We start from the raw sequence: 24,464 nt of genomic DNA, 5'->3' as shown, positions 1-24,464 counted from the left end.
TAATGAGGTGTAAATGTGGACATTATAAGAGAAGCAATGGCTTTGCCTGTAGATAATTTTTTAGGACTGCTGATTTATGCTGTGATTTTTATGTTTGTGGCAGGTCTTGTGTTTAGTTTAGCCTTGAAATTTATTCCTAATCGTTTACCATATGCCGTGAAAAGTTTAATCGTTTTTATTGCTATTATTATTAGTTTAATTATTTGGTGGCAAATGATTGTGGAACCAGGGTTGAACCTATGAAAAAATAGCCAGCTATAGTAGCTGGCTATTACTAGTTTTGCCCCGTTAATATGAAGTTTAAAAAGATACCACTTTTTCTGTTTTTGGTTTCTTTGCTTTTTCCGTCACCTCTTCCGTGTTTGGTTCCTCAAGGAAGAACATGCAGAGGAAGCAAACAACAGCTGATAGACCAATCAAGATAAAGAATATGGAAGGACTGACCATTGTAAAGATAGTAAGAAAAATAACAGACCCAATATTACCATATGCACCGACCATTCCAGAAATTTGGCCAGTAACCGGTTTTTTTATCATCGGAACCATAGCATATACTGCACCTTCACCAGCTTGCACAAAGAAAGAGCAGCACATGGTAATGATAACGGCTAACCAGATCGGCCAGCTAGACCCGATTAATGCCATACCGATGTAACCAATAGCTAATCCAGCCGTAAAGATCATAAGGGTTTTTTTACGGCCAAATTTATCACTTAGTAAACCACCGCTAGGTCGAGACATTAAATTCATAAATGCAAAGCTGCTTGCAATAAGTCCAGCTTGTGCTACTCCAAGTGAGAAAGTTTCTTCAAAAAACTGAGGTAGCATTGATACTACAGCTAGCTCGGATCCGAAAGTACAAAAGTAAGCAAAGTTTAGAATAGCTACTTGCTTAAAAGAATACTTTTCCTTTTCAGGTACTCCTTTTCGAAGGTGGTCTTTATTTACGTTCCAAATCTTTCGTAAATTGTATAAAAATAAGGCGATTAGTAAAACAACAATGATTACTAATACATAAGAACTAATGAAATTTAAGTTCCATAATCGGTAGCTCTGAAAGAAAAGGATACCGAAGACGGGGATACTCATCAGCATTAATCCTATTAAATCACGATAACTGGTAACTTCTAGTGCACCGCTTTTCTTTGGTTTTTTATAGGTAACTCCATCCGGTGTATCCTTAACTAATTTCAAAAATAGAATTCCGTAAACCAAACTGATCATTCCGGTTAAACCAACTGCATACCGCCATCCATCTTCTCCTCCAAAAAGGATTGCTAGTGTTGGAAGTGTCATGGCAGCTGCAGCAGAACCAAAATTACCCCAGCCACCATAAACGCCTTCAGCAAATCCAACATTTTTCTCGGTGAACCATTCCGATACTAATCGAATTCCGATTACAAAGCCAGCACCTATAAGTGCTAAAAAGATACGGGAAATCATCAATTGTGTAAATGAGTTTGATAAAGCAAAAGTAAAACAAGGAATACTTAAGATAATTAACAAGCCGGAATATACTCTTTTTGGTCCGAATCTATCAACCAACATTCCAATTAATACTCGGGCAGGAATGGTCAGTGTCACATTCGCAACGGCAAGTAAAGCAACTTCGTCATTTGATAACCCAAATTGACTTTTTAACGTTGTCATAAATGGAGCCATGTTAAACCATACAACAAACGTAATAAAAAAAGCTAAGGTAGTAAATCCTAGTGTTTTAATATTTCCTTGATAACCTGAATTCATTCCTTAAACCTCCTGTAGTGATGTTATGGTTTTATTATAGGAGTTTAGGAATAATAAACAATTAAGTGGTAAAATTCTCTAACAGGGAAAAAATAAAATACCGCAAATTGTTGTAATATTATCTAACAACAATTTGCGGTGATTTTAAATGGCTTTCTCTTTTAATTTCGTACCTTGTAACGCTTGCTTCGGCTGGTTGACATTTAGTTGAGTGGTTGCCAAGAAGCATAATAATAACATAATAGAAATAGTGATAAAAAAGACAATAGGGAAAAATAAGTTTAACACTGCTAGAAAGCAAAGGGAACCGATATTTCCGTAAGCGCCAACCATTCCAGCTATTTGCCCAGTTCGATTTTTTTTCACGAGTGATACCATGGAAAAAATCGCTCCTGAGGCTGCTTGGCTTATTAGTGAACAGCAGATCGTCAGGAACAGTGCCAGGTAAATGGGCCAGTTGTTATTAACAAAGGCCATCATGATATATAGAAGAGAAAGGCTGATTAATAGAAGCATTGTAACTTTCTTCCTTCCAAAACGGTCACTGAGCCACCCACCAGCCGGACGTGCAATTAAGTTCGTAAAAGCAAAGCTACTTGCGATAGCAGCTGCAAAAACGGCATTAACGGTAAACGTATTTTGGAAGAACATTGGTAACATTGAAATGATAGCAAGTTCTGATCCAAAAGTAGCAAAGTATCCAAAACTTAGAATGGCCACATTTTTCATCGAAAACTTTTCCTTATCTGCTAGTTTGTGCTGTAAATAACTTCGATTAGCCTTCCACCTTTTTATCATATTAATAATATAGTACAGTACAATTGCACTGTAGAGGAGTGTTGCTATTAGATTAGATAATATACCAGTTTGTTGTAGTGTCCATACTAGTATCGCCATACCACCATAAATCGGGACCGTAAGCAGTAGTAGAATTATGAAATCATTCTGACTTGTGGCTTTAATAGGATTGACTGTTTTCGTATACTGAAACGTTTTCCACTGTGGTGTGTTCTTTGCTTTTAAATAGAAAACGACACCATATATCAATGCTAGGAGACCTGTTAGACACATTGCATAACGCCAACCGTTTTCACCCCCGAATAAGACTGCCAATGTTGGCAGAGTCAAGGCAGCAAAAGCAGATCCGAAATTCCCCCAGCCGGCATAAATTCCTTGTGCAAATCCGGCTTGTTTTGTCGGAAACCATTCCGTAACCATTCTGATCCCAATTACAAAGCTAGCACCAATTGTTCCTAATATTAGTCTCGAGATGAGTAGTTGCATATACGTGGTTCCCAAAGCAAAAACAAAACAAGGGATACTCATTGTAATAAGTAAAATGGAGAATACATTTCTCGGACCATAACGGTCAACTAATCGACCGATTACAATACGTCCGGGAATACTTAAAGCTAAGTTTACGATCATTAATGCACCAATTTCATCAGTAGACAGTGATAATTGTTCTTGAATCGTTGATTGAAAAGGTGCCATATTGAACCAAACCATCACACTTACAAAAAACGCAAGTGTCGCGATTGTTAGCATTTGCTTTTGTCCATCATAGTCATGTTTACGTGTAGTCATTGTATAACTCCTTGTAAATGTAATCTTTAATTTGCTAATTTTAGGCCTATTCATATACGTTGCTGCTTTACAACAACGCTTTTCACATAAACTGCGAAGTAACTTCGACACGGATTTGCTCTCTTCCATTCTGCATTTTGATGAATGCTGCAATACGCTTCGGCAGAATACTGCGCTTTCCGTGGGCTCGGCTTCAGTTGACTTTGTAAAGGAGACCACTTTGCAAAGTGGATCTTCAGCTCTCGCTGTCCCACAGGAGTCTCCGTATTCTGCCTACGCTGTGTAGATAATTCTACCTTTTATAAGAGGAAATACTCGGAAACTAATACCCGTGTGTTCCTTCTTTCAATAATCAGAACATTACTCTAAGCGGAGGCAAGATACGTAGACTCCTACGACGCAGCGCGAGCCGAAGACCCCGTGATGCACCTGCGTCTTCTAGTAACGCTTCGAAGTGGCTTCCTCGGTGCAAGGGAGCAAAGAAGATAATTCCAAGTAGTTCCCTGGCTAAGGCCGTGCCCGTGGAAAGCGTAGTATCTTGCCGGAGCGTATGTAAGCCCTCAGTAAAAATCAGAATGGAGGAAAGCCTCACCACGGAAAATTTCATTACTTCGCAGTTTATATCTAATGATAATTTAGGTTTTTATTATTCAAAGACGGAGAAGTGTCCATTGTTTGCATGTTTTTTAATTCACTGGACTTAGTCGAACGACGCTCATCTTAAAGCCGGGCATTCGGCAATAGGGATCTAATTGATCAGATACAAGCCGATTGACATTTTGTTTTTCCGTCCAGTGAAAGGGAACAAAAACAGTGTCTTTGCGAATCGTGCTGGACAACCTACATCTCACGATAATCCACCCTTTTTCAGAAGTGACACGTACGAGTGAATCCGCTTCAATACCATACTTTTCCGCAGTTTGCGGATGAATTTCTAAAAACGCTTCAAAATCTCTGGCAGCTAAGGAAGGACTTTTTCTAGTTTGTTCACCTGTTAAATAGTGACTCATTACTCGACCAGTAGTTAAATATAATGGATATTCCTGTGTAATAGTCGGTTTATTATCTATACTTTGATAAGGGATGACAGCCATTTTTGCTTTTCCATTCTCATGGGCAAAAGAATCTTCAAACAGTCTGTTTGTTCCTGCATGGTCCTCTGACGGACAGGGCCAAAGAATTCCTTGTTCTTGACGTAATCTCTCATATGTGATACCAGAGTAATCGGCCTTGCCACCTTTACTGGCGATACGAAGTTCTTCGAAAATTTCTTCTGCCTGATCAAAATCAAAATATTTCCCTTTACCTAGTCTTTGGGCAATATCACAAAGAATCTGCCAGTCATGTTTTGCTTCACCTTGTATAGGATAACTAGCTTCTCTAAGCATTACTCGCCCTTCGACATTTGTTAATGTGCCTTCATCCTCTAAATAAGAGGTGGCTGGTAAAACTAAATCTGCTAGTTTGGCAGTTTCAGATAAGAATAGATCCGAAACAACGAGTAACTTTAGTTTTTGTAAGGCCTTTTTGATTAAATTGGCATTAGGATTGGAAACGATTGGATTGGAACACATAACAAACATACTAGTTATCTCGCCAGCCATAATTTTTTCAAACATTTCATAGGCAGAAACACCTTTTCTAGGCAGATTTTTTTCTTCAATTCCCCAGACATTTGCAATATATTGACGATCTTTTGGATTTTCGATTAAGCGATAACCAGGAAGCTGATCGGCTTTTTGTCCATGTTCTCTCGCTCCTTGACCATTTCCTTGACCGGTGATTGCACCATACCCAGAATTACGTTTACCAATCTTACCAGTAGCAAGTAGCAGGTTTAAAAAGCTTCGGACAGTTTCTGTTCCGTTGATTTGCTGTTCAATGCCTCGAGCGGTAAAGATCATTCCTGATGGTTCACGGCCAAATACAAGTGCGATTTGATATAATTCATCCAGGGAAACTCCTGCTGTTTTGGCAACATCATCTAATTTAATCGATTGGATATATTCTCTTACTTCCGTAAAATCTTCTGTTCGTTGTTCGATAAAAGCATGATCAATTAAGTCTAGGTCGATTAATATTTTTAAAACACCATTTGCGATTGCAACATCTGTTCCAGGTATATTTTTAATATGAAGATCTGCTAAATTGGTTGTACTAGTCTCCCGTGGATCGATGGCAATAATATAGGCGCCATTTTCCTTTGCTTTTTCAAAATATGGCATGATAGTAGGCTGGCAATCAGCAATGTTAGTACCTGCTAAAATAATACATCTGGTATGTGGCACTTCTTGAAGAGTGTTGGTAAAACCTCGATCGATTCCGAATGTCATGTTTGCACCTGTTGCAGCGGAAGCCATACAAAGTCTGCCGTTATAATCAATATGTTTGGTTTCCAGAGCAACACGCGCAAATTTCCCTAACAAGTAAGCTTCTTCATTCGTAACAGATGCACTTCCATAAACAGACAAGGCATCTTTTCCATCTTCTTTTTGAATCTGTTCAAAATTTTCTTGGATCAATTGGTATGCTTCTTCCCATGTAATAGGTTCGAATTCTCCATTGATTCGCTTTAGTGGTTGTTTTAAGCGATCATGATGGAGGGCATGTTGATGGGCGTTCATTCCTTTCACACACAATCTGCCTTGTGAGGTAGGGTTATCTTTACCAACCGTTTTGTGTTTCTTTCTTGATATGATTCGCTGCTCAATTAACTGCATTTTGCATTGCATGCTACAGTATGGACATTGTGTTTCATATATTTGTTCGGATTGCACTTTCTGTTGTTTATCTCGGAAATATTTGAGCATTAATTCGGTCATAAATATCTTCTTCCTTTCTCAAAATAAGGCTTATTATCACAGGCACTACCACCCTGATAAGTTTCGCTAACCTTCAGTGGGACAAAATGTCCCGCTGACGGAAGTCTCACTTTACAATTGGGGATGACGAATCATTAATTGTTTGCGATTTATTTGATCACTCTTTAAATCATCCAAGAGCATTTGTTGTGTTTCTGAATCAAAGAGAACCTCCCGAATATGGACGATCCCAACACGTTCAGTCCATTGTGCGATTTTTTCATTATAATTAGCGGAACGCCGATAATATTGAAGAAATGAAAGTAATACGTTTGTCATTTCCTGTGGGTTAATCGTTGCATATAAAATCCCTTGATCGGTTAAGAACTCCCATCCATTACCGGTTTGTAACAGTGCTAGATCAAAATAATGTTCTGCTAGCATATTCTTACAGCAAAATGCTTTTATGGTGAGAGATGTTGGCAAATTCAAAAATTCTGTTTGTTGTTCTATTTCTTGTACTAGTGTAGAAAGTTCTTCTTTCTCTCTTTTACAGTTACACTCTGGTATTTGTATACTTCGAAGTGATGAAGGATGATAACTGTGTAATGTCATATTTAAGGCGTTACAAACAGAAAGTAGGTCACTTTCCTGAATTCCGTTTATTATAAGGCGTTGATCAGATGATATGGATACAGTATCAATCTTAAAATCTATCAGCGCATCACTAATGCGTTTGAATTGTTCTGTTGTTATTTTTCCGCTGTATAACTGCGGTACAATGGTGTAAGTACCATCTTTCTCAAGAAAAGCATTTGTTTTATGATCTAGAAATAAAAAATCTTCATGCACATAATGTTCTGGATAAATCATTTCCAGATAATAATGAAGAGCAGGACGACACGAAGAACAACCTGTGGCGTTATTCCATTCCAGTGTTTCCATAATCATATTGATAGATGTTAAGTTATACTGTTGGATTGCCCGAACCACTTCATCTTCTGTTAAGGAAGTACATGAGCAAAAACGATTATCTTTTACTGTTTCATGAAAGAAATCGCTCTGTATATAGTCGAGCAATTCCTGTACAACTGGCTTGCATCCACCACATGAGCTAGAGGCTTTTGTGTGTGTTTTCACATCATGAACCGAGTTTAGGTTCTTATTTAACACATTCTCAATAATGCAAGATTTGGAAACACTGTTACAAGTGCATACATGTTCATTTCTAGGAAGGGTGGCTGCATAGGATTCTTCAATTTTAACTGGTTGTAACAGTTCCGCTTTTTGGTGATCTGGTATAAATTTTTGTTTTTTGATCATGTCCAACAAGCTGCCACCAAGTGAGGTGTCTCCGTATAAAACAGCGCCAACTGCCTTGTCTTCGTAAAATAAGACTTTTTTGTATGTTTCTCCAATTTCATCATAGGAATAAATCGCTTTGGTCTGATCGGTTTCGTCTATTTTACCGACAGAGAAAAGGTCGATCCCTGAAATTTTCAGCTGGGTATAAACAGTAGATCCTGTATATTGAGCTTGCTGATTTGCTAGATGTTGTCCAAGCACTTCTGCCTGTTCATATAAGGGTTTTACAAGTCCATATACCATACCGTTATGTTCTGTACATTCCCCGACTGCATAAATGTTCGGAGTACTTGTTTCCATTTGATCATTTACGACAATTCCTCGGTTGACTTCAATCCCAGATTTCTGAGCCAAGCCAATATTTGGTTTAATTCCAACTGCCATGACGACCAAATCTGCATTGATAGATGTATCATCCTTAAAACGCAAGCCTTCAACACTCATATCTCCATAAATTTCTGATGTTTCTTTCTCTAGATAGAAATGCATACCTTGTCGTTCTAGTTCTTTCTTTAATAAGAGACTTGCCTTAGCATCTAATTGATTATTCAAGAGCCGATCAGCAAGGTGAACGACATCAACTTCCATCCCTAAATTTAATAATCCCCGGGCTGCTTCCAATCCGAGCAGCCCACCTCCTATAACTGCTGCTTTTTTATAATGCTTGGCAGCTTCGATCATTTTTTTACAATCATCAATCGTTCTAAATGTCATAACTCCTTCTTTATCTATACCAGGAAGAGGCAAAATAAACGGATTTGAACCGGTGGCGATAATAAGCTTGTCGTAATTTATTTTTCTTTCTTTATCAGTAGCAATTAATTGCTGTTGATCATCTATTTCGATAACCGTTTCATTTGGATATAGGGTAATTTCATTATCTTCATACCATTTCCAATCATGAATCGTAATGTCATCGAACGTTACATCACCCTGTAAAACAGATGACAGCATGATACGACTATAGTTGGTGTAAGGTTCAGATCCGAAAATTGTTATATCGTATAATTGATTCGTTTCTTTTAACAAAGACTCGATTGTTTTTAATCCAGCCATACCGTTCCCTATCATAACGAGGTGCTGTTTTTTCATATAGATAGTTCCTCCCAACTTTGAAACTAGGTAATTCTAGCATCACATGCAGAATATCATGAGGTTTATTTGTTTTCCTTTTCTCTGTTAGAAAATGTTACGTTCTTTTTTGAAGAATAATTTTAATTTTTTGAAAAATGATGTTAGAAAAGTTAACAACAAAATAGAAACTTTTTTTTCAGAGGTGTACGATGAAGTCAAGTTAAATTTCCAAACTCAAATTGGGGGATTAAAAATGGAGAAGAAAAAGCTTGTACTAATTGGAAATGGGATGGCAGGTATTCGTGCCATTGAAGAGATTTTGAAACTTTTACCTGACCAGTTCGATATTATCGTATTTGGTAAAGAACCATATCCAAATTATAATCGTATTCAATTATCAAAAGTATTACAAGGAGATACCGAGATAAAAGATATTACGTTAAATGAATGGCAATGGTATGAAGATAATGGAATTTTACTTTATCCAGGTGAGACGGTGACAAAGATTGATAAAGATAATCAAATTGTATATACCGACAAAGGAAAAGAAACTCCTTATGACCATTTGATTATTGCAACTGGTTCCAATCCATTTATGTTGCCACTTCCAGGCGCGGATAAAGAAGGAGTAACAGCTTTCCGTGATATAGAAGATTGTGAAAAAATGATAGACGCCTCAAAAAACTATAAACGAGCTGCTGTTATCGGTGGTGGTTTACTAGGTTTGGAGGCAGCTCGTGGTTTACTGAATCTAGGTATGGAAGTAGATGTTATTCACTTGGCAGACTATTTAATGGAACGTCAATTAGATCGTCCAGCTGGTGAGTTACTACAGAAAGAACTAGAATCTCAAGGGATGAATTTTTATCTGGAGAAACAAACAGCTGAAATTACAGGTAAAAAACGTGTAACTGGTTTGAAATTTAAAGATGGTGGTGCCATTCCTGCAGATCTAGTCGTAATGGCAGTGGGGATCAAACCGAATGTAGCATTGGCACAGGAAACAGGAATTGAAGTTAACCGAGGAATTGTTGTAAGTGATCATATGGAGACCAACGTACCTAATATTTATGCAGTTGGTGAATGTGCGGAGCATAATGGCATGGTATATGGTCTGGTTGCTCCTTTGTATGAACAAGGCCAAGCTTTAGCAAAACATATTTGCGGTATGAATCATCAAGGATACAAAGGTTCTGTACTTTCTACACAATTGAAAGTATCTGGAGTAGATGTCTTTTCTACTGGATTAATTAATGAAACAGCGGAAACAAAATCAATCAAAGTTTTTGATGAATGGCAAAATACGTACAAGAAGATATTAGTGAAGGATAATAAGCTAACTGGTGCGGTATTGTTCGGTAATACAAAAGAAGGTACCAAATTAAAGAGTTTGATTACGAAAGGTGCTAATGTAGAAGAGTACTTAGAGAGTCAACAGGGTGCTGATGATGGGGAAAGTATTGTTGCTTCGATGAGTGATGATGAAATTATTTGTGGTTGTAATGGTGTATCAAAAGGTGCGATAGTCGATGCTATCAAAGTAGATGGTCTATCATCAGTGGAAGAAGTGAAAGGTGCTACCAATGCATCTCGTTCATGTGGTACTTGTAAAAACTTAGTATCGGAATTATTGACGGAAACGCTAGGTGACGAATATGAAGCAGATACGAAAGAATCGATTTGCGCTTGTACAGACCTTACCCGTGATGAAGTAGTAGCTGAAATTAAAGAAAAAGGTTTAACACATACAAAAGAAGTGATGAACGTATTAGAGTGGAAAACAGAGGAAGGCTGTTCCAAGTGTAAGCCAGCACTTAACTACTACTTAGGTATGATTTATCCGAAAGAACATGAAGATGAACGCGAATCACGTTTTGTCAATGAACGGTTACATGCCAACATTCAAAAGGATGGTACTTATTCCGTTGTGCCGAGAATGTATGGTGGTGTGACGAACGCAGAAGATTTGCGTACGATTGCAGATGTAGCAGAAAAATATGATGTCGGTATGATTAAACTAACTGGTGGTCAACGTATTGATTTACTGGGTGTAAAAAAAGAAGACTTACCAAATGTTTGGAAGGATTTAGGAATGCCTTCCGGTTATGCATATGGCAAATCAGTACGTACCGTTAAAACTTGTGTAGGCGCTGAGTTTTGTCGATTTGGAACGCAGGATTCTACAGGGATGGGAATTCAATTAGAGAAAAAATTTGAAGGGTTAAACACACCTCACAAAGTAAAAATGGGTGTATCCGCTTGTCCACGTAACTGTGCAGAAGGTGGAATTAAGGATGTAGGTGTTGTTGGTTTAGATGGTGTATGGGAAGTATATGTTGGCGGCAATGGTGGTACTGAGCTTAGAAAAGCTGAATTACTTGTAAAAGTTAAATCGCAAGAAGAAGTATTAGAGTATACTGCAGCCTTTTTACAATATTATCGTGAGAATGCTAGTTACCTAGAAAGAACATCACATTACGTAGAACGTGTTGGTATTGAACATATCCAAGAAGTTGTGAATGATGAAAAGCTACGTAAAGAATTGAACGAACGTATGGATGAGGCCCTAGGTATTTATAAGGAACCTTGGAGTGAAGTACTGGAAAGTGAAACGACACTTAAAGACTTATATGAAAAAGTAGCGACGAAATAATGGATGGGGGAAGCAGAATGGAACAAACAGTACGAAAAGTATTTATCGGAAATTATCAAGATTTACCAGTAAGTTTGGGAAAAGCAGTAGTTGTAGAGGATAAAGAAATTGCCGTATTTCGTTTATCTAACGGGAATGTGAAAGCAATCGAAAACAAATGTCCCCATCGCGGCGGGGTGCTGTCAGAAGGTATGGTAAGTGGAGAACATGTCTTTTGCCCGTTACATGATTGGAAAATTAACGTATCAGACGGATTAGTGCAAGCGCCTGACGAAGGCTGTGTTCAAACCTATAAAACTAGCATCGAAGATAACCAAGTATATGTAGAAATTCCAGAAAAATAACCAACGGAAAAGCCATGTATTTGTACATGGCTTTTCTTATAAATAAAGAGATGAGCAATAAACATAAACTACGCAGTAACGTACATGGAATTACTCACCTCCATTCTGATTCTAGTTGAGTGCTAAGTCACCGCTGCGGAAAAAATACTCGCTTTCCGTGGGGAACGCTTCAGCCTCCTCAACAAGCAAAAATCGCTTGTCTGCGGGGTCTTCAGACTGTTCCTTTCCCACAGGAGTCTCGCATTGGCGTTCTGATAAAAAGACAGGAAATCCAAAGAATAGAGTTCCTTAAGTTCCGTTCTTACCATAATCAGAACACTAAAATTAGCGCAGTATTCTGCCGGAGCGTATTTGAGCACTCATCATTAATCAGAATGGGAGAGAGTCTCACTTTTTCAACTTTCATTACTTCGAGGTATGTATCCACTAAAAATTTATTTACAAGAGATTATAAGCTACTAGTTTAGTAATCATGAATATGGAGGGAACAAACATGGGGAAGGTTTATTTGATTGGGGCAGGTCCTGGTGATCCGGACTTGATTACGGTGAAAGCATTAAAAGCTATTCAGCAGGCAGACATTATTTTATATGACCGACTTGTTAATCCGGAATTATTAAAAGAAGCTAAACCTGAGGCAGACCTTATATATTGTGGTAAATTACCAAAGCTGCATCTAATGAAGCAAGAAACGATCAATCATTTGCTCGTCAAATATGGCAAAAAGAAGAAAATTGTAGTACGCTTAAAGGGAGGAGATCCCTTTGTATTTGGTCGAGGTGCAGAAGAAGCAGAAGCATTGGCGAAAAGTGGAGTAGCCTATGAAGTTGTGCCAGGCATCACTTCAGGCATTGCAGCACCTGCATATGCAGATATCCCGATTACACATCGTGAATTAGGTCGTTCTTTTGCTGTCGTAACAGGTCATTGTAAGAACGGGGAACCTTCAGATATTCAATGGGATTATTTAGCTAAATCGGTAGATACGTTAGCTATTTATATGGGGATGAGTAATTTACCTTTTATTACGGAACAATTAATAAAATGTGGAAAATCAAGTCAAACGCCAATTGCAATTATTCAGGAAGGTACTACGCCCAATCAAAAAGTCGTTACAGGAACTTTACAGAATATTGTCCACCTTGTAGAACAACATCAGGTGAAAAACCCAGCAATGATTGTCATTGGTGAAGTAGTTAAAGTTGGTGAAAAACTACAATATTTAAAAGATAGATTTCAAGATCAAGAGACTATTGCTACATTAAAAGCATTTTAGGAGTGAGAAACAATGGAAGCTGTCATTTATATTTGCCATGGGAGTAGGTTAGAAGAAGCCAAACAAGAATCTTTCGCATTAATCGATAAAGTCAAGAAGAATATTAGTGCCCGAATCCAAGAGACTTGTTTTTTAGAATTACAAGAGCCTGATTTAACCGAAACAGTTCGTAAGGTAGTCGATCAAGGAGCGACGAAGGTTGTTATTATGCCGATTCTTTTATTGACAGCTGGCCATGCCAAAAAAGACATTCCAGACCTGATTGCCAAAGAGAAGCATCGCTTTCCGGAAGTGGAATTTGTTTATGGTCGAGCAATCGAAGTGGAACCGAAAATGGTAGATACTTTAGTAGATCGAATCAAAGCCTGTACCGACAACCTGGAAGAGATCGATATTTTACTTGTCGGTCGAGGAAGCAGTGATGTATCGGCAGTAAAGGATACCGAACGAATTGTCAGTATGCTAAGGAGCCATTTTCCTCAAAATCAGATAGAGAAATGCTTTTTAGCTGCGAGCCAGCCAAAGTTCGAGCCATTCTTATTGGATAAGGTGAAGCAAGGTAAATCAGTTCTTGTCCTGCCATATCTTCTTTTTACTGGTTTATTAGATAAGGGAATTAAAGAGCATATCGAGTCATTAGATTTAAAGAAAGGGCAAAAGGTATTGCTGGCTGATTATTTAGGGCACCATCCCAATGTTGTCGAAGTATTAGTAGAAAGAGTGGCAGAAGCGAGAGAAGGAGCGGACGGATATGCAACAATGGCTGAAAGAAGTAGCTAGAGGGAAAAAAGGATCAAAGGATCTAGATTATCAACAAACATTGCAAGTAGCAGAAAGTATTGTATCTGGTGAAGCAACCACTGCCCAAATTGCAGCATATTTGGTTGCAGAACGGATAAAGACGGAAACACATGAAGAGTTATTGGCATTTATTCATACATTACAACAACATACGAAAAGGTTACATTTACCAGATGAAGTCAGAGAGAAAGCAATCGACTTTGCTGGACCTTATAATGGTCGAAACTCTTTTGCTGCAACCATACCTGTATCATTATTGTTAGCAGATTATGGTGTACCGGTATTTCTATCAGCTAGTGATACATTACCACCAAAATATGGGACATCCTTAAAAACGGTTTTTTCCGAATTAGGAGTTGCAGTTGATAGTGATCGTGACGAAATAGAAAAGAAGATGAAGAAAATCAATATGGCTTTTGTGGATACAGAACAATACAGTCCATCACTCGCTAAGTTAAGATCCATTCGTAAAGAGATTGGCGTTCGTACCTTATTCAATACGGTGGAAAAACTTATCAATATTTCTCAAGCGAAAAATGTAATGTTAGGTGCATTTCATCGTACCGCAATTAACAAATTAGAAGGAGTCTTTAAACACCTGGACTATCAACATGTATATATCGTTCAAGGCTTAGAAGGATCTGAAGATGTACCAGTTCATCGTAATAGTTTTGTGTTTGATTGGACACCAGATGGGTTGAATTCTTTTATCGTCAAACCGAAAGATTACGGATTAGAATATAAAGATTTTGAAAAAAACGTCAAACTATCTGCTCAGGAACAAGCAAGTATTATTCATGCTATTTTTTCCGGTGATCAAAAACAGGAACACAGCTATTATTATCATCAAATATTATTAAATGCTGGCTTGCGCTACTATTTATTTAAGGTTACTCGTTCCATTGAAGAAGGGATTGAAATAGCGGAAGAGCAAATAAAATCCGGCAGAGCATTAAAGAAGTTAAAAGAATTGCAGAAAGACAAATGTGAGGCTTAGTCTTCCATCACATTTGTCTTTTTTATTTTTTCGATCCAAATTTGTTGTTCTTTTCGTGAATAGATTGGTTTTTCTACAACTTCATGTAACAGCTTTTTTCGAACGGAAGAAGAGATATTTAATTGCTTTATAAGTTGTCTCGCTTCAAATAAAAAATCAATATATTGTTCGTATTGATCTGGTAATTCTGCTTCTATCGATTTTTTTAATCTTTTTGCTAAGATCGGACTAGCTCCACCAGTCGAAATAGCAATTTGTAATTTACCTCTTTGAATGGTAATGGGAAAGTGCATATTGCCTGCTTCAGCTTGATGTGTAGCGTTTATCCAAGCAGATGATGGTGCATTCTGTACGACATATTGATTTGTCTCCACATCGTTAGTTGCAATAACAATAAGATTTGCTTGTTTAAAATGTTTTAGTTCACATTTTGTCTGGAGCAAATGGATGTTATGTAAACGAATAAGTTGATGTAGAGATTCGGTCAGTATAGGACTAATGATCGTAATATTTTCTTTAAATGGAAGCAGTCGTCTTAAACGTCTTTCTGCTACTTTTCCGCCTCCGATGATCACAATTTGCTTATTTTCTAGATTTAAGAAAAAAGGTAAATAGTTCATGTGTTTATCCCTCCTATTCTTTGTAACTACGTTATCTGCACATTAATGAAAGTCTCCCTTCATTGTAGTATTCGAAAGGTGTCAAGGCAAGCTGATTGACAGAAGATTGCGTAATTTCTTAAACTAAAGATAGCTTGATTATCTGAACGTATTTTGAAGTTGAGATATTCGGAAAGGATGTTTACATGAAACATATTTTTAAAGAAGGTAAAAGTCTACAAGGACCGACACTGTTACTGCTTCATGGTACTGGTGGGACAGAGAATGATTTGCTGCCATTAGCGAATATTATTGATCCTGATGCAAATGTTTTAAGTGTACGTGGGAGTGTCTCTGAAAATGGAATGCCACGTTTTTTTAAACGATTAGCTGAAGGTGTATTTGATGAAGAAGATCTAGTGTTACGAACACAAGAGTTGCATGAATTTTTGGATGAATCTGCTGAAGAGTATGGGTTCGATCGTAATTACGTCATTGCAATCGGTTATTCAAATGGGGCTAATATTGCTGGCAGTTTATTATTCCATTATCAAGATGCATTAAATGCTGCTGTTCTGCATCATCCAATGGTGCCTAGACGAGGTATTGAACTACCTGATCTTGCAGGTGTAAAAGTATTGATAACAGCTGGCCGAAATGATCCATTATGTACGGAACAAGAATCACTTGATCTGGAGGAAATTTTGAAAGAAAATGGGGCAGATGTAGAGGTTCACTGGGAAAATAATGGACATCAGTTAACCCAAACAGAAGCAGAAGCTGCAAAAGAGTGGTATCATAATAAAAATATTTAAGCGTGGAGCTATGTATCTTTTTTATAAGGTGCATAGCTTTTTTTGTAATATAGGAAAGTATAAATTTTGCGCAGATGTCTACGCAAACGCCCAGAAACTAGGCGACTTCACGAATTGCCCTACGATAAAGAAGACTTGCCGATTGGTGAAACCAGAGGCTTAGTCGCACTTATGTCCTTTAGGCGAAAGTCATCATCGGCTCGTAAACTCACCGTGATTCCTTTATCTCAGTTAATTCTGAAGTCGCTACGTTTCTAATCGGGCGCTCTGCGCTTTTCTTGTATGGCAAAATCGAAAAAGTGTATTCGAGAGACTCCCAAGAACAAAAAATACTTCTTGCATTTTCCAAAGTAAGGTATATAATATAACTGTACTAAATATATTAATACAGTTAATACAATTAATACAGTTCACACAGTGGAAAGGGAGGGTGTTATGTTTGAATTGGATTTGCGTAGTCGAAAGCCAATATATGAGCAGCTAGTAGATCGCCTGAAGCAGTTAATCATTAATAATGTCTTGGAAAAAGATGAGAAGTTGCCCTCTGTTCGTGTGCTCGCTCAGCAGCTGTCGATTAACCCTAATACTATTCAAAAAGCTTATCGTGAATTAGAGGCACAAGGCTATATATATTCAGTGAAAGGGAAGGGAAGCTTCGTGAATCATATCATGATGACAGATAATTCAGCTGAAATCAAAAAAGTGAAAGAGCAATTGAAAAAGCAAATAGCAGAGGCGCTTTTTTTAGGAATAACCATAGAAGAGTTAGAAAAATTGATTACAGAAGTGGAGCAATCGGTAACAAGGGGGGATGAAGATGATTCAAGTTCAGAACGTCGTTAAAAAATATGAAAAAGATTATGTATTGAATGACGTAAGTTTAAAAATCCAAAGAGGGTCGATCTACGGTTTGCTCGGGTCCAATGGTGCTGGTAAAACAACCTTATTAAAGACAATTGCAGGTATTATTAAGCAAAATGAAGGGGCTGTAGAACTGGAAAGAAAGCCGGTATTTGAAAATGTAGGACTAAAAGAACGGATGATATTCATTCCCGATTCATTGTTCTTTTTCTCCCACTACACCGTAGCACAAATGGCAACCTTTTATATGAATGTTTATCCCAATTGGAACCAAAAACGTTTTGATCAAATGCAACAGGCACTTGATTTAGATCCCAATCGCAAAATCCAACGTTTCTCAAAAGGGATGCAAAGGCAAGTAGCTTTTTGGCTCGCATTATGTGCAATGCCTGATTACTTAATTCTTGATGAGCCTTTTGACGGCTTAGATCCGGTAATACGTCGGAAAATTAAATCTTGGATTATTCAAGATGTTGCCGAACGAGAAATGACAGTTCTTGTTTCTTCTCATAATTTGGGAGAAGTAGAGGATATTTGTGATGCTGTTGGTATCATTCATCGTGGGAAACTGATGTTAGAAAAAGACTTAGATGAACTTAAGTCAGATATCCATAAAGTACAAATTGCTTTTAAAGATGAAGTAGATCAGACACTTTTTGAAGAGTTAGACATTCTCCATCAAGAGAAGCGTGGAAGTGTTTATATCTGTATTATCCGTGGTGATGACCAGGAAGTAGAGGAAATAATCGACCAGTTTAATCCAGTTGTGTTTGATATTTTACCATTAACACTAGAGGAAATTTTTATCTATGAAATGGAGGGTGTAGGTTATGCGATCGAAAACATCTTACTTTAAAAAAGAATTATGGAAGCAAGCTTTCCGTTCTTTTGGTTGGATTGGCATCGGTTATTTTCTTGCCCTTCTGTTCTTATTACCGTTACAAATTATTATGGTCAAAACAAAAAATGATCCGAATGATATCAACTATTACCGACAAAATATTGACAGTCTATTTGGTCTAAATGGTGAAATACAAGGTGTATTATTTCTTATTATTCCTGTATTAGCAGCTGTATTTACATCTCGGTACATGCATGTGAAAGGGTCAGCAGATTTTATTCATAGTTTACCGCTGAGACGTTCTCAACTTTTTGCTCATCAATTTTTAATAGGTTACATGATGATCCTTATTCCAGTTTGTATCACAGCTTGTGTTCTCTTTGTTTTGTCTGGCGTGATGGACGTTGAGTTTATTTATCAAAGTAAAGACATCTTAAATTGGTTTTATGAAACTTTAACTTTTACAACTTTCTTATATGCTATTGCATACTTTGTTGGTACATTAACAGGTATGTCGGTAGTTCAAGGTGGTTTAAGCTTTATATTTATTATTTTTCCTGCGGGGATCTCCATGCTAATTAACGAAAATTTAAATATGCTATTGGAAGGTTTTAGTGTTCATAATGCAAGTTTCTTTTCCTTTTCCAGCAATTTAACACCGATATGGTGGTTTATGGAACTGTCTAATAAAAGTAACCTCGAAATTGCTAATTGGATATATGGAATATATTGGTTACTTTCCGTTATCTTTATTGGCATATCCTTGATGTTATATCGAATTCGTCCGATAGAATCTGCCAACCAAACGATTGCCTTTCCTTTACTAAAGCCAATTTTTAAATTTGGTATTACGTTTTGTTTTATGTTACTTGGCGGAGTTTATTTTGGTGCAGTTCAGCAGCAGTCTGAAGGTTGGATGATATTTGGTTATATCTGTGGTGCTTTATTTGGTTATTTGTTAGCAAAAATGTTAATCCAGAAAACATGGCGAGTATTTGACCAATGGAAGGGGTTCATGATTTATATAGGAATTTCTATTGTGGTGATATTATCTGTTATGTTCGATTGGTATGGTTTTGAGAAGAATGTACCTGATGTTGGAGAAGTGGAAGGAATTTATTTTGTTGAACAAAACACATTTAATAATTGGTACGGTGGTAGATTAGATCAAAAATTAGAACAATCCAATATTACCAATCCGGATTTAATGGAAAAGGTCATTAACCTACATGACTTTATCCTAGTAAATGATCATATCGGACAGAACCAAGATAATACTTATATGGAGAAATCAACCGATATAGAAATTATCTATCATTTAAAAAATGGAAAAAGAATGGTAAGGCAATATTTTATTCCGTCCATTGATGAAGTAGAGGAATATGTAAAGCCAATTTTAGAATCGAAAGAATACAAACAATCCAGTTTAGATTGGTTAAATGACAAAAACAATCGTATAAGGTCTGTTGCTGTCTCTGGCTATGATTATAGACAGCAAGTAACTGATCAGCAAACCATTAATAAAATTACCGATGCTTTGAAGCAAGATTATTTGGAAACTTCTTATGAAGAAATGATTCAAAGCAGGAGGTATGGAGAAACGAAGTCTCTGGAATTTGAACTAGAATCCGAACGGACATACTTCTACCACTTACCTTTATTAGATAGTTACTCAAAAGTATTGAAAGTTTTAGAACAAGAAGAGTTAGATCGAGGCCTATCCATTCATTCGACTGATGTTTCCATGATTGCCATTACTAACTTACAGAAAAATGAGGAAATCTTTTATGAACTACCTCTTATGGAAGAAATCGATCTTAACGAATGGATGCTTGTGGAAGACCATGAGCAAATTGAAGAATTAATTAGTCTTAACAATGATGTGGGTGGTACTTGGAAAATTGCTTTTTACGGACCATACGATAAAAATTTGATCGATGCTTATCAAGTTAGTGAAGATCAGTTGCCAAGTTATGTAACAGACTATTTTGAATAAGGGAGAGGAGGTGAAATCCATGTTCGCGAACGACTTTTATCAATCATTAGTAGAACAATATCAGTCAATGATGTACTATACAGCATTAAAAATAGTGAAAGATCAGCAGATTGCAGAAGACGTTGTCCAGGAGTCATGGATGAAAGTGATGAAACAACACGCAGAAATGGAAGCTATTGATAAGTGGGGAGCATGGTTACGAACAGTCACCTCAAGAACCGCAATCGATATGTTAAGGAAGGAAAAGCGTCGTCACACATGTTTGTTCGACAATCCATACTTGATAGAAGAATTGACTCTCTGTTCTACAAATGAAGTAGATGATCAGATAAATTGGCAATCAACATTGGATGAATTAGAGCAATGCATAAATAAAAGCAAGAAGCTAAAACATGTTTTTCAGTTAAAATTTAAATTAGAATTAGACGATGATACCATAGCAAGAACGTTAAAGATTAGTCATTCAGCTGTTAAAACTCGCATATTTAGAACTAGACAATTGCTGAAAAAACATTATCAAGTTAATCAAGATTATTTGTTAAAATCAGGAGCTTAAATGTTTCTGGTTTTTTCTTTTATCAAATAGGTTTATAATAGGATTAGTATAGTATGGTTAATCAAAGGATGAATTACATGAGTTACATTATATATGTTGTCTTACCGTGGATATTTTTATGCTTATTTGTGATTGGTGCAGTGTACAGTTTATGGAAAAAGCTTGCCTATTGGTGGGGATTTGTAAGCTGTGCTGCTGGTGTAATCATTTATTTAATTGGCAATGAAGTAGTAGGTGGCTATAATGGTATGAGTCTTAGCTTAATCGGTGCCTTACCGTTCACCATTGGTTTATTTATTTTGTTCTTTCTTTTCGTCGGCAGCAAATTCCAGTAAAACCTACAATAATGCCGATTAGAATTATCTAAACGGAAAAGAATATAGGTGTACCCAATTGAATGGAGGGATACACATGAGAAGAGGAAACAGAATGCTACCTATGCTTGCTTCTATTGGAATAGGAGCATATGCATATTATCAAATGCGCAGAAACAGAACGATTTAATGATTTGGAAAACTTGGCAACTGCCAAGTTTTCTTTCATCTTTGATGTTTGCTATAATAAAATGAGTGGAAATTATGTAAAAAAGAAAGGATTTTGGATTATGGGGAAACAATACATAGGTTATATAGGTTCGTATACGAAGAAGGAAAGCCAAGGTGTTTATCGTTTTACCTTGGATACAGAAGAGAAACAAATAACGAATGTAGAAGTTGCGGCAAATCTAGATAATCCTACATACTTAACAATTAGTAACAATAATCAATATGTATATGCAGTTTCAAAAGAAGGAGAACAAGGTGGCATTACTGCTTTTACGATTAGCGATGAAACGGGAACTTTAGACAGAATAAACAGTCAAGCAACAGATGGTTCAGCCCCTTGTCATGTTAGTGTAGACAGTAAGAATCAGCTGGTCGTAACAGCCAATTATCATACGAAGCAAGTAGAGGCGTTTTTAACTAATGAAGATGGATCACTACAACCACCAAAAGCGATCGAACATGAGGGGAATGGACCACATGAGCGCCAAGAAAAGCCTCATCTTCACTTTGCAGGTTATACACCAGATGAACAATATGTAGTAGTGGTGGACTTAGGTAGTGACACGATAACCACTTACCGTCCTGATGGAGACGTTTTACAGGAAGTAAGTGTATTAACTGTAAAACCTGGAAGTGGTCCACGTCATATTGCATTTCATCCAAAGGCTTCCTATGCATATGTGATGACAGAGCTTAGTAATGAAGTGATCGTACTTAAGTACTATGAAAAAGAAGGAACGTTTGAAGAAGTTCAATATATTTCTACACTTCCAGAAGATTTTAATGAAAATAGTCAAGGAAGCGCCATTCATCTTTCTTCAGATGGAAAGTTTGTTTATGCAGGAAACAGGGGACACAATTCGATTGCGATCTATCGCATAAAGGAAGATTATACCGTTGAGTTTCTGGAATGGACGCACACAGAAGGGGATTGGCCACGTGATTTTGTATTAGATCCTACCGAACAATTTATCGTAGCAGCTAATCAAGAATCCGGCACACTGGTATTATTCGAAAGAGATCAAGAAAAAGGAACACTCACCTTGTTACAAAAAGACGTACAAGCTCCAGAAGCTGTCTGTGTAAAATTTTTAAATTACTGATGGAAAAAGGCCACAAATAACAAAGTGGCCTTTTTTCTATCTTATTCATTCAAGAGTCCTATTATTGAGGTCTACATCGATTAATTCCATATTTTCCTTCGATTCATAACGTGATATAAAGCCATCACCGTGGCATATCGAACAAGTATAACGCCACTCTTCATCATCCATCAATAACCCTGTACCTTCACAAGCTTTACATTTCATATGTTGAGAACCCATTGTTATACTTCCTTCCTATTTTATTTTTGTTTTTGCTTAATCCAGTTGATAATACCGCCTTGCAAAATAATATCGATATGACGTTTCGTTAAGTCATGTCGTACTGGAATGGTATGATCTTTTCCTTTCACCTTAATGTCAAATGTATCGGTTACCTGGATCGTTTCATGTATATCACGGAATTCTAAAATGTCGTCCTGCGTTAGATAATCATAGTCCGTTTCATTTACAAAAGTTAACGGAAGAATACCGAAATTAATTAAGTTTTGTAAGTGAATACGAGCAAAATCTTTTACAAGCACGACTTTTAATCCTAAATATCTAGGTGCTAATGCGGCATGTTCCCGGCTTGAACCTTGACCATAATTCACGCCAGCGACAAGCGCATGACCACCATTATCGCGTTTTTCCATTGCATTATCATAATAGTCATCATCAACGATTTCAAAGGCAAATGTACTGATTTTTTGAATGTTACTACGATATGGTAATACTCTGGAGCCACCAGCTAAAATTTCGTCAGTGGAAATATTGTCACTCATTTTTAACAAAATCGGTAGATCAAAATTATTTTTTATTGGTTCAAAATCTGGGATTGTCGTGATGTTTGGTCCCTTTTCTAACTCCACATCGGCATTGTTTTCCAGAGGGGCTTCCAGCATTCCTTCGGTTGTGAATTTTTTGGGCTCTTGTACTTTTGGGTACCTCATATCTAAAGTTCGTGGATCCGTAATTTTTCCAGTCAGAGCAGAAGCAGCTGCTGTTTCAGGACTACATAAGAACACGCTGTCCTCCCTAGTACCAGATCTGCCCGGAAAGTTCCTTGGCGTAGTCCGTAAACTATTTCTCCCCGTAGCAGGTGCTTGTCCCATTCCAATGCAACCATTACACCCAGCTTGGTGCATTCGTGCCCCAGCAGAAAGAAGGTTAGCGATATGTCCATTTTCCACCAACTGCTCTAATAATTGACGAGATGTAGGGTTAATATCAAAGGAAATACCGGATGCAATTTGTTTACCTTTTACAATTTCACTGGCAATCGCAAAATCACGATAGCCTGGGTTGGCAGATGAACCGATATAGGATTGGTAGATCGTTTCACCTGCTACTTCTGTAACTGGTACGACATTTCCGGGACTAGATGGCTTTGCTATTAAGGGTTCTAACTCTGACAAATCAATGTTTTCTTCTTCATCATATTGAGCACCACGATCAGCTGTCAGTTCCATCCAATCATTTTCCCGGCCTTGCTGTCTTAAAAAGTCTTTGATTTCATTATCTGATGGAAAGACTGTAGCTGTTGCTCCAAGTTCTGCTCCCATATTAGCAATAACATGTCGATCCATTGCAGACAAATTTTTAACACCAGGACCATAATATTCAATGATTTTGCCAACTCCACCTTTGACACCATGACGACGTAACATTTCAAGAATGACATCTTTAGCACTAACCCACTGTGGTAGTTTACCTGTTAATTTCACGCCCATGACTTTTGGCATTTTTACGTAATAAGTTTCTCCAGCCATCGCCATTGCAACATCAATACCACCCGCGCCAATAGCAAGCATTCCCATACAACCATTTGCACATGTATGACTATCAGAGCCTAGTAATGTTTTTCCTGGCTTGGCAAGCTGTTGCATATGGACAGGATGACTGACTCCATTACCTGGACGGCTATAGTAAATACCGAATTTACGTGCTGCACTACGTAAGAAAAGATGGTCGTCTGCATTACGGAAATCCTCTTGAATTAAATTATGATCCACATACTGTGCAGAAGCTTCCGTTTTAACACGATCAATCCCCATTGCTTCCAGTTCCAGCATTACCATTGTACCTGTAGCATCTTGTGTTAACGTTTGATCAATTTTCAAACCGATTTCTTTACCTGGTTGCATTTCCCCGGAAACTAGATGTTTACTAATTAACTTTTGAGCGACATTTTGTTTCATCTCATTTGTCCTCCTAAATTTTTTTCCGACATATTTAGAATGTACCTTACAGTTAATATTACACATTTTAGTTGTTTATAAACTTTCCACGACAAAAAATCAGAAGAGAAGTGCGCTCCTAATTTTTAATCACATACGGAGTATATATTATTAAAGGACCCGATAAATAAACCGATTACTCACAAAAAAAGTCGCAGTTTGGGAGAACTGCGACTTTTTTGTTATCAGACAAGAAAGTATAAAATTTGCGCAGATGTCTAGCTCCGAACGCCCAGAAACTAGGCGACTTCACGAATCGCCCTACGATAAGTCATCATCGGTTCG

General features: G+C 37.3%; 20 protein-coding genes. 13 read left to right on the top strand and 7 right to left on the bottom strand.

Annotation, left to right across the window (positions count from 1 at the left end; translation table 11 throughout):
* The first annotated feature begins 15 nt into the window (after positions 1-15).
* Entirely contained in the window at positions 16-243 is a 228-nt protein-coding gene (locus D569_RS0119160; RefSeq protein WP_018934053.1) for a hypothetical protein, read from the top strand.
* A 57-nt stretch (positions 244-300) separates the two neighbouring features.
* On the opposite strand, the gene D569_RS0119155 is transcribed toward D569_RS0119160, so the two are convergent.
* From D569_RS0119155 to nirB (D569_RS0119140), 4 genes are all read right to left on the bottom strand, one after another.
* Positions 301-1,746, bottom strand: a complete 1,446-nt coding sequence (locus tag D569_RS0119155) for a nitrate/nitrite transporter (protein WP_018934052.1) — start codon at positions 1,744-1,746, stop codon at positions 301-303.
* A gap of 144 nt (positions 1,747-1,890) precedes the next feature.
* The gene (locus D569_RS0119150) at positions 1,891-3,333 is read right to left on the bottom strand and encodes an MFS transporter (RefSeq protein WP_018934051.1); all 1,443 of its coding nucleotides are present in this window, start codon (positions 3,331-3,333) and stop codon (positions 1,891-1,893) included.
* 686 nt (positions 3,334-4,019) lie between these two features.
* Positions 4,020-6,155, bottom strand: a complete 2,136-nt coding sequence (gene nasC, locus D569_RS0119145) for an assimilatory nitrate reductase catalytic subunit NasC (protein WP_018934050.1) — start codon at positions 6,153-6,155, stop codon at positions 4,020-4,022.
* A gap of 111 nt (positions 6,156-6,266) precedes the next feature.
* Positions 6,267-8,591 (bottom strand): nitrite reductase large subunit NirB, encoded by a 2,325-nt coding sequence (gene nirB / locus D569_RS0119140; protein ID WP_018934049.1) that lies wholly within the window; start codon positions 8,589-8,591, stop codon positions 6,267-6,269.
* 235 nt (positions 8,592-8,826) lie between these two features.
* On the opposite strand from nirB (D569_RS0119140), the gene nirB (D569_RS0119135) reads away from it, so the two are divergent.
* The 5 genes from nirB (D569_RS0119135) (at position 8,827) to D569_RS0119115 (ending at position 14,644) form a co-directional block, all read left to right on the top strand.
* Complete coding sequence (gene nirB / locus D569_RS0119135) at positions 8,827-11,226, top strand: nitrite reductase large subunit NirB (protein ID WP_018934048.1); 2,400 nt, start codon at positions 8,827-8,829, stop codon at positions 11,224-11,226.
* Between the two features lie 17 nt (positions 11,227-11,243).
* Positions 11,244-11,570, top strand: coding sequence for a nitrite reductase small subunit NirD (gene nirD / locus D569_RS0119130; protein WP_018934047.1), 327 nt, complete (start codon positions 11,244-11,246; stop codon positions 11,568-11,570).
* A 493-nt stretch (positions 11,571-12,063) separates the two neighbouring features.
* The gene (gene cobA, locus D569_RS0119125) at positions 12,064-12,846 is read left to right on the top strand and encodes a uroporphyrinogen-III C-methyltransferase (protein ID WP_018934046.1); all 783 of its coding nucleotides are present in this window, start codon (positions 12,064-12,066) and stop codon (positions 12,844-12,846) included.
* Positions 12,847-12,858: 12 nt separating this feature from the next.
* Positions 12,859-13,626, top strand: a complete 768-nt coding sequence (locus D569_RS0119120) for a sirohydrochlorin chelatase (RefSeq protein ID WP_018934045.1) — start codon at positions 12,859-12,861, stop codon at positions 13,624-13,626.
* On the top strand, positions 13,598-14,644 hold the full coding sequence (locus tag D569_RS0119115) for an anthranilate phosphoribosyltransferase (RefSeq protein WP_018934044.1): 1,047 nt from the start codon (positions 13,598-13,600) through the stop codon (positions 14,642-14,644). The genes D569_RS0119120 and D569_RS0119115 overlap by 29 nt, the downstream gene beginning before the upstream one ends.
* Here D569_RS0119115 and D569_RS0119110 read toward each other — a convergent pair.
* Positions 14,641-15,264, bottom strand: a complete 624-nt coding sequence (locus D569_RS0119110) for a precorrin-2 dehydrogenase/sirohydrochlorin ferrochelatase family protein (protein ID WP_018934043.1) — start codon at positions 15,262-15,264, stop codon at positions 14,641-14,643. The two genes, D569_RS0119115 and D569_RS0119110, sit on opposite strands and share 4 nt — an antisense overlap.
* Positions 15,265-15,449: 185 nt before the next feature.
* On the opposite strand from D569_RS0119110, the gene D569_RS0119105 reads away from it, so the two are divergent.
* From D569_RS0119105 to D569_RS0119075, 7 genes are all read left to right on the top strand, one after another.
* Complete coding sequence (locus tag D569_RS0119105; RefSeq protein WP_018934042.1) at positions 15,450-16,058, top strand: alpha/beta hydrolase; 609 nt, start codon at positions 15,450-15,452, stop codon at positions 16,056-16,058.
* A 435-nt stretch (positions 16,059-16,493) separates the two neighbouring features.
* Positions 16,494-16,901 carry a GntR family transcriptional regulator gene (locus tag D569_RS0119100; protein WP_018934041.1) on the top strand — a complete coding sequence of 136 codons (408 nt, stop codon included), beginning with the start codon at positions 16,494-16,496 and terminating at the stop codon, positions 16,899-16,901.
* Positions 16,876-17,775, top strand: a complete 900-nt coding sequence (locus D569_RS0119095) for an ABC transporter ATP-binding protein (protein ID WP_018934040.1) — start codon at positions 16,876-16,878, stop codon at positions 17,773-17,775. Before D569_RS0119100 ends, D569_RS0119095 begins: the two co-directional genes overlap by 26 nt.
* A complete protein-coding gene (locus D569_RS0119090) occupies positions 17,750-19,756 on the top strand; it encodes a DUF6449 domain-containing protein (protein ID WP_018934039.1) in 2,007 nt (668 codons plus the stop codon). The genes D569_RS0119095 and D569_RS0119090 overlap by 26 nt, the downstream gene beginning before the upstream one ends.
* 19 nt (positions 19,757-19,775) lie before the next feature.
* The gene (locus tag D569_RS0119085) at positions 19,776-20,312 is read left to right on the top strand and encodes an RNA polymerase sigma factor (RefSeq protein ID WP_018934038.1); all 537 of its coding nucleotides are present in this window, start codon (positions 19,776-19,778) and stop codon (positions 20,310-20,312) included.
* A 77-nt stretch (positions 20,313-20,389) separates the two neighbouring features.
* Positions 20,390-20,647 (top strand): hypothetical protein, encoded by a 258-nt coding sequence (locus D569_RS0119080; protein WP_018934037.1) that lies wholly within the window; start codon positions 20,390-20,392, stop codon positions 20,645-20,647.
* A 269-nt stretch (positions 20,648-20,916) separates the two neighbouring features.
* Positions 20,917-21,960 (top strand): lactonase family protein, encoded by a 1,044-nt coding sequence (locus D569_RS0119075; RefSeq protein WP_026287391.1) that lies wholly within the window; start codon positions 20,917-20,919, stop codon positions 21,958-21,960.
* Positions 21,961-22,005: 45 nt separating this feature from the next.
* Here the strand turns inward: D569_RS0119075 and D569_RS24665 are convergent, their stop codons facing one another.
* Together D569_RS24665 and D569_RS0119065 are read right to left on the bottom strand one after the other, a co-directional pair.
* Positions 22,006-22,182 (bottom strand): hypothetical protein, encoded by a 177-nt coding sequence (locus D569_RS24665; RefSeq protein ID WP_018934035.1) that lies wholly within the window; start codon positions 22,180-22,182, stop codon positions 22,006-22,008.
* Between the two features lie 20 nt (positions 22,183-22,202).
* Positions 22,203-24,140 carry an aconitate hydratase gene (locus D569_RS0119065; protein ID WP_018934034.1) on the bottom strand — a complete coding sequence of 646 codons (1,938 nt, stop codon included), beginning with the start codon at positions 24,138-24,140 and terminating at the stop codon, positions 22,203-22,205.
* Positions 24,141-24,464 lie beyond the last annotated feature (324 nt).

Origin of the sequence: Gracilibacillus lacisalsi DSM 19029, assembly GCF_000377765.1 — a bacterium.
Taxonomy (GTDB): Bacteria; Bacillota; Bacilli; order Bacillales; family Amphibacillaceae; genus Gracilibacillus; species Gracilibacillus lacisalsi.
This window is presented reverse-complemented; position numbering and strand designations above follow the sequence as displayed.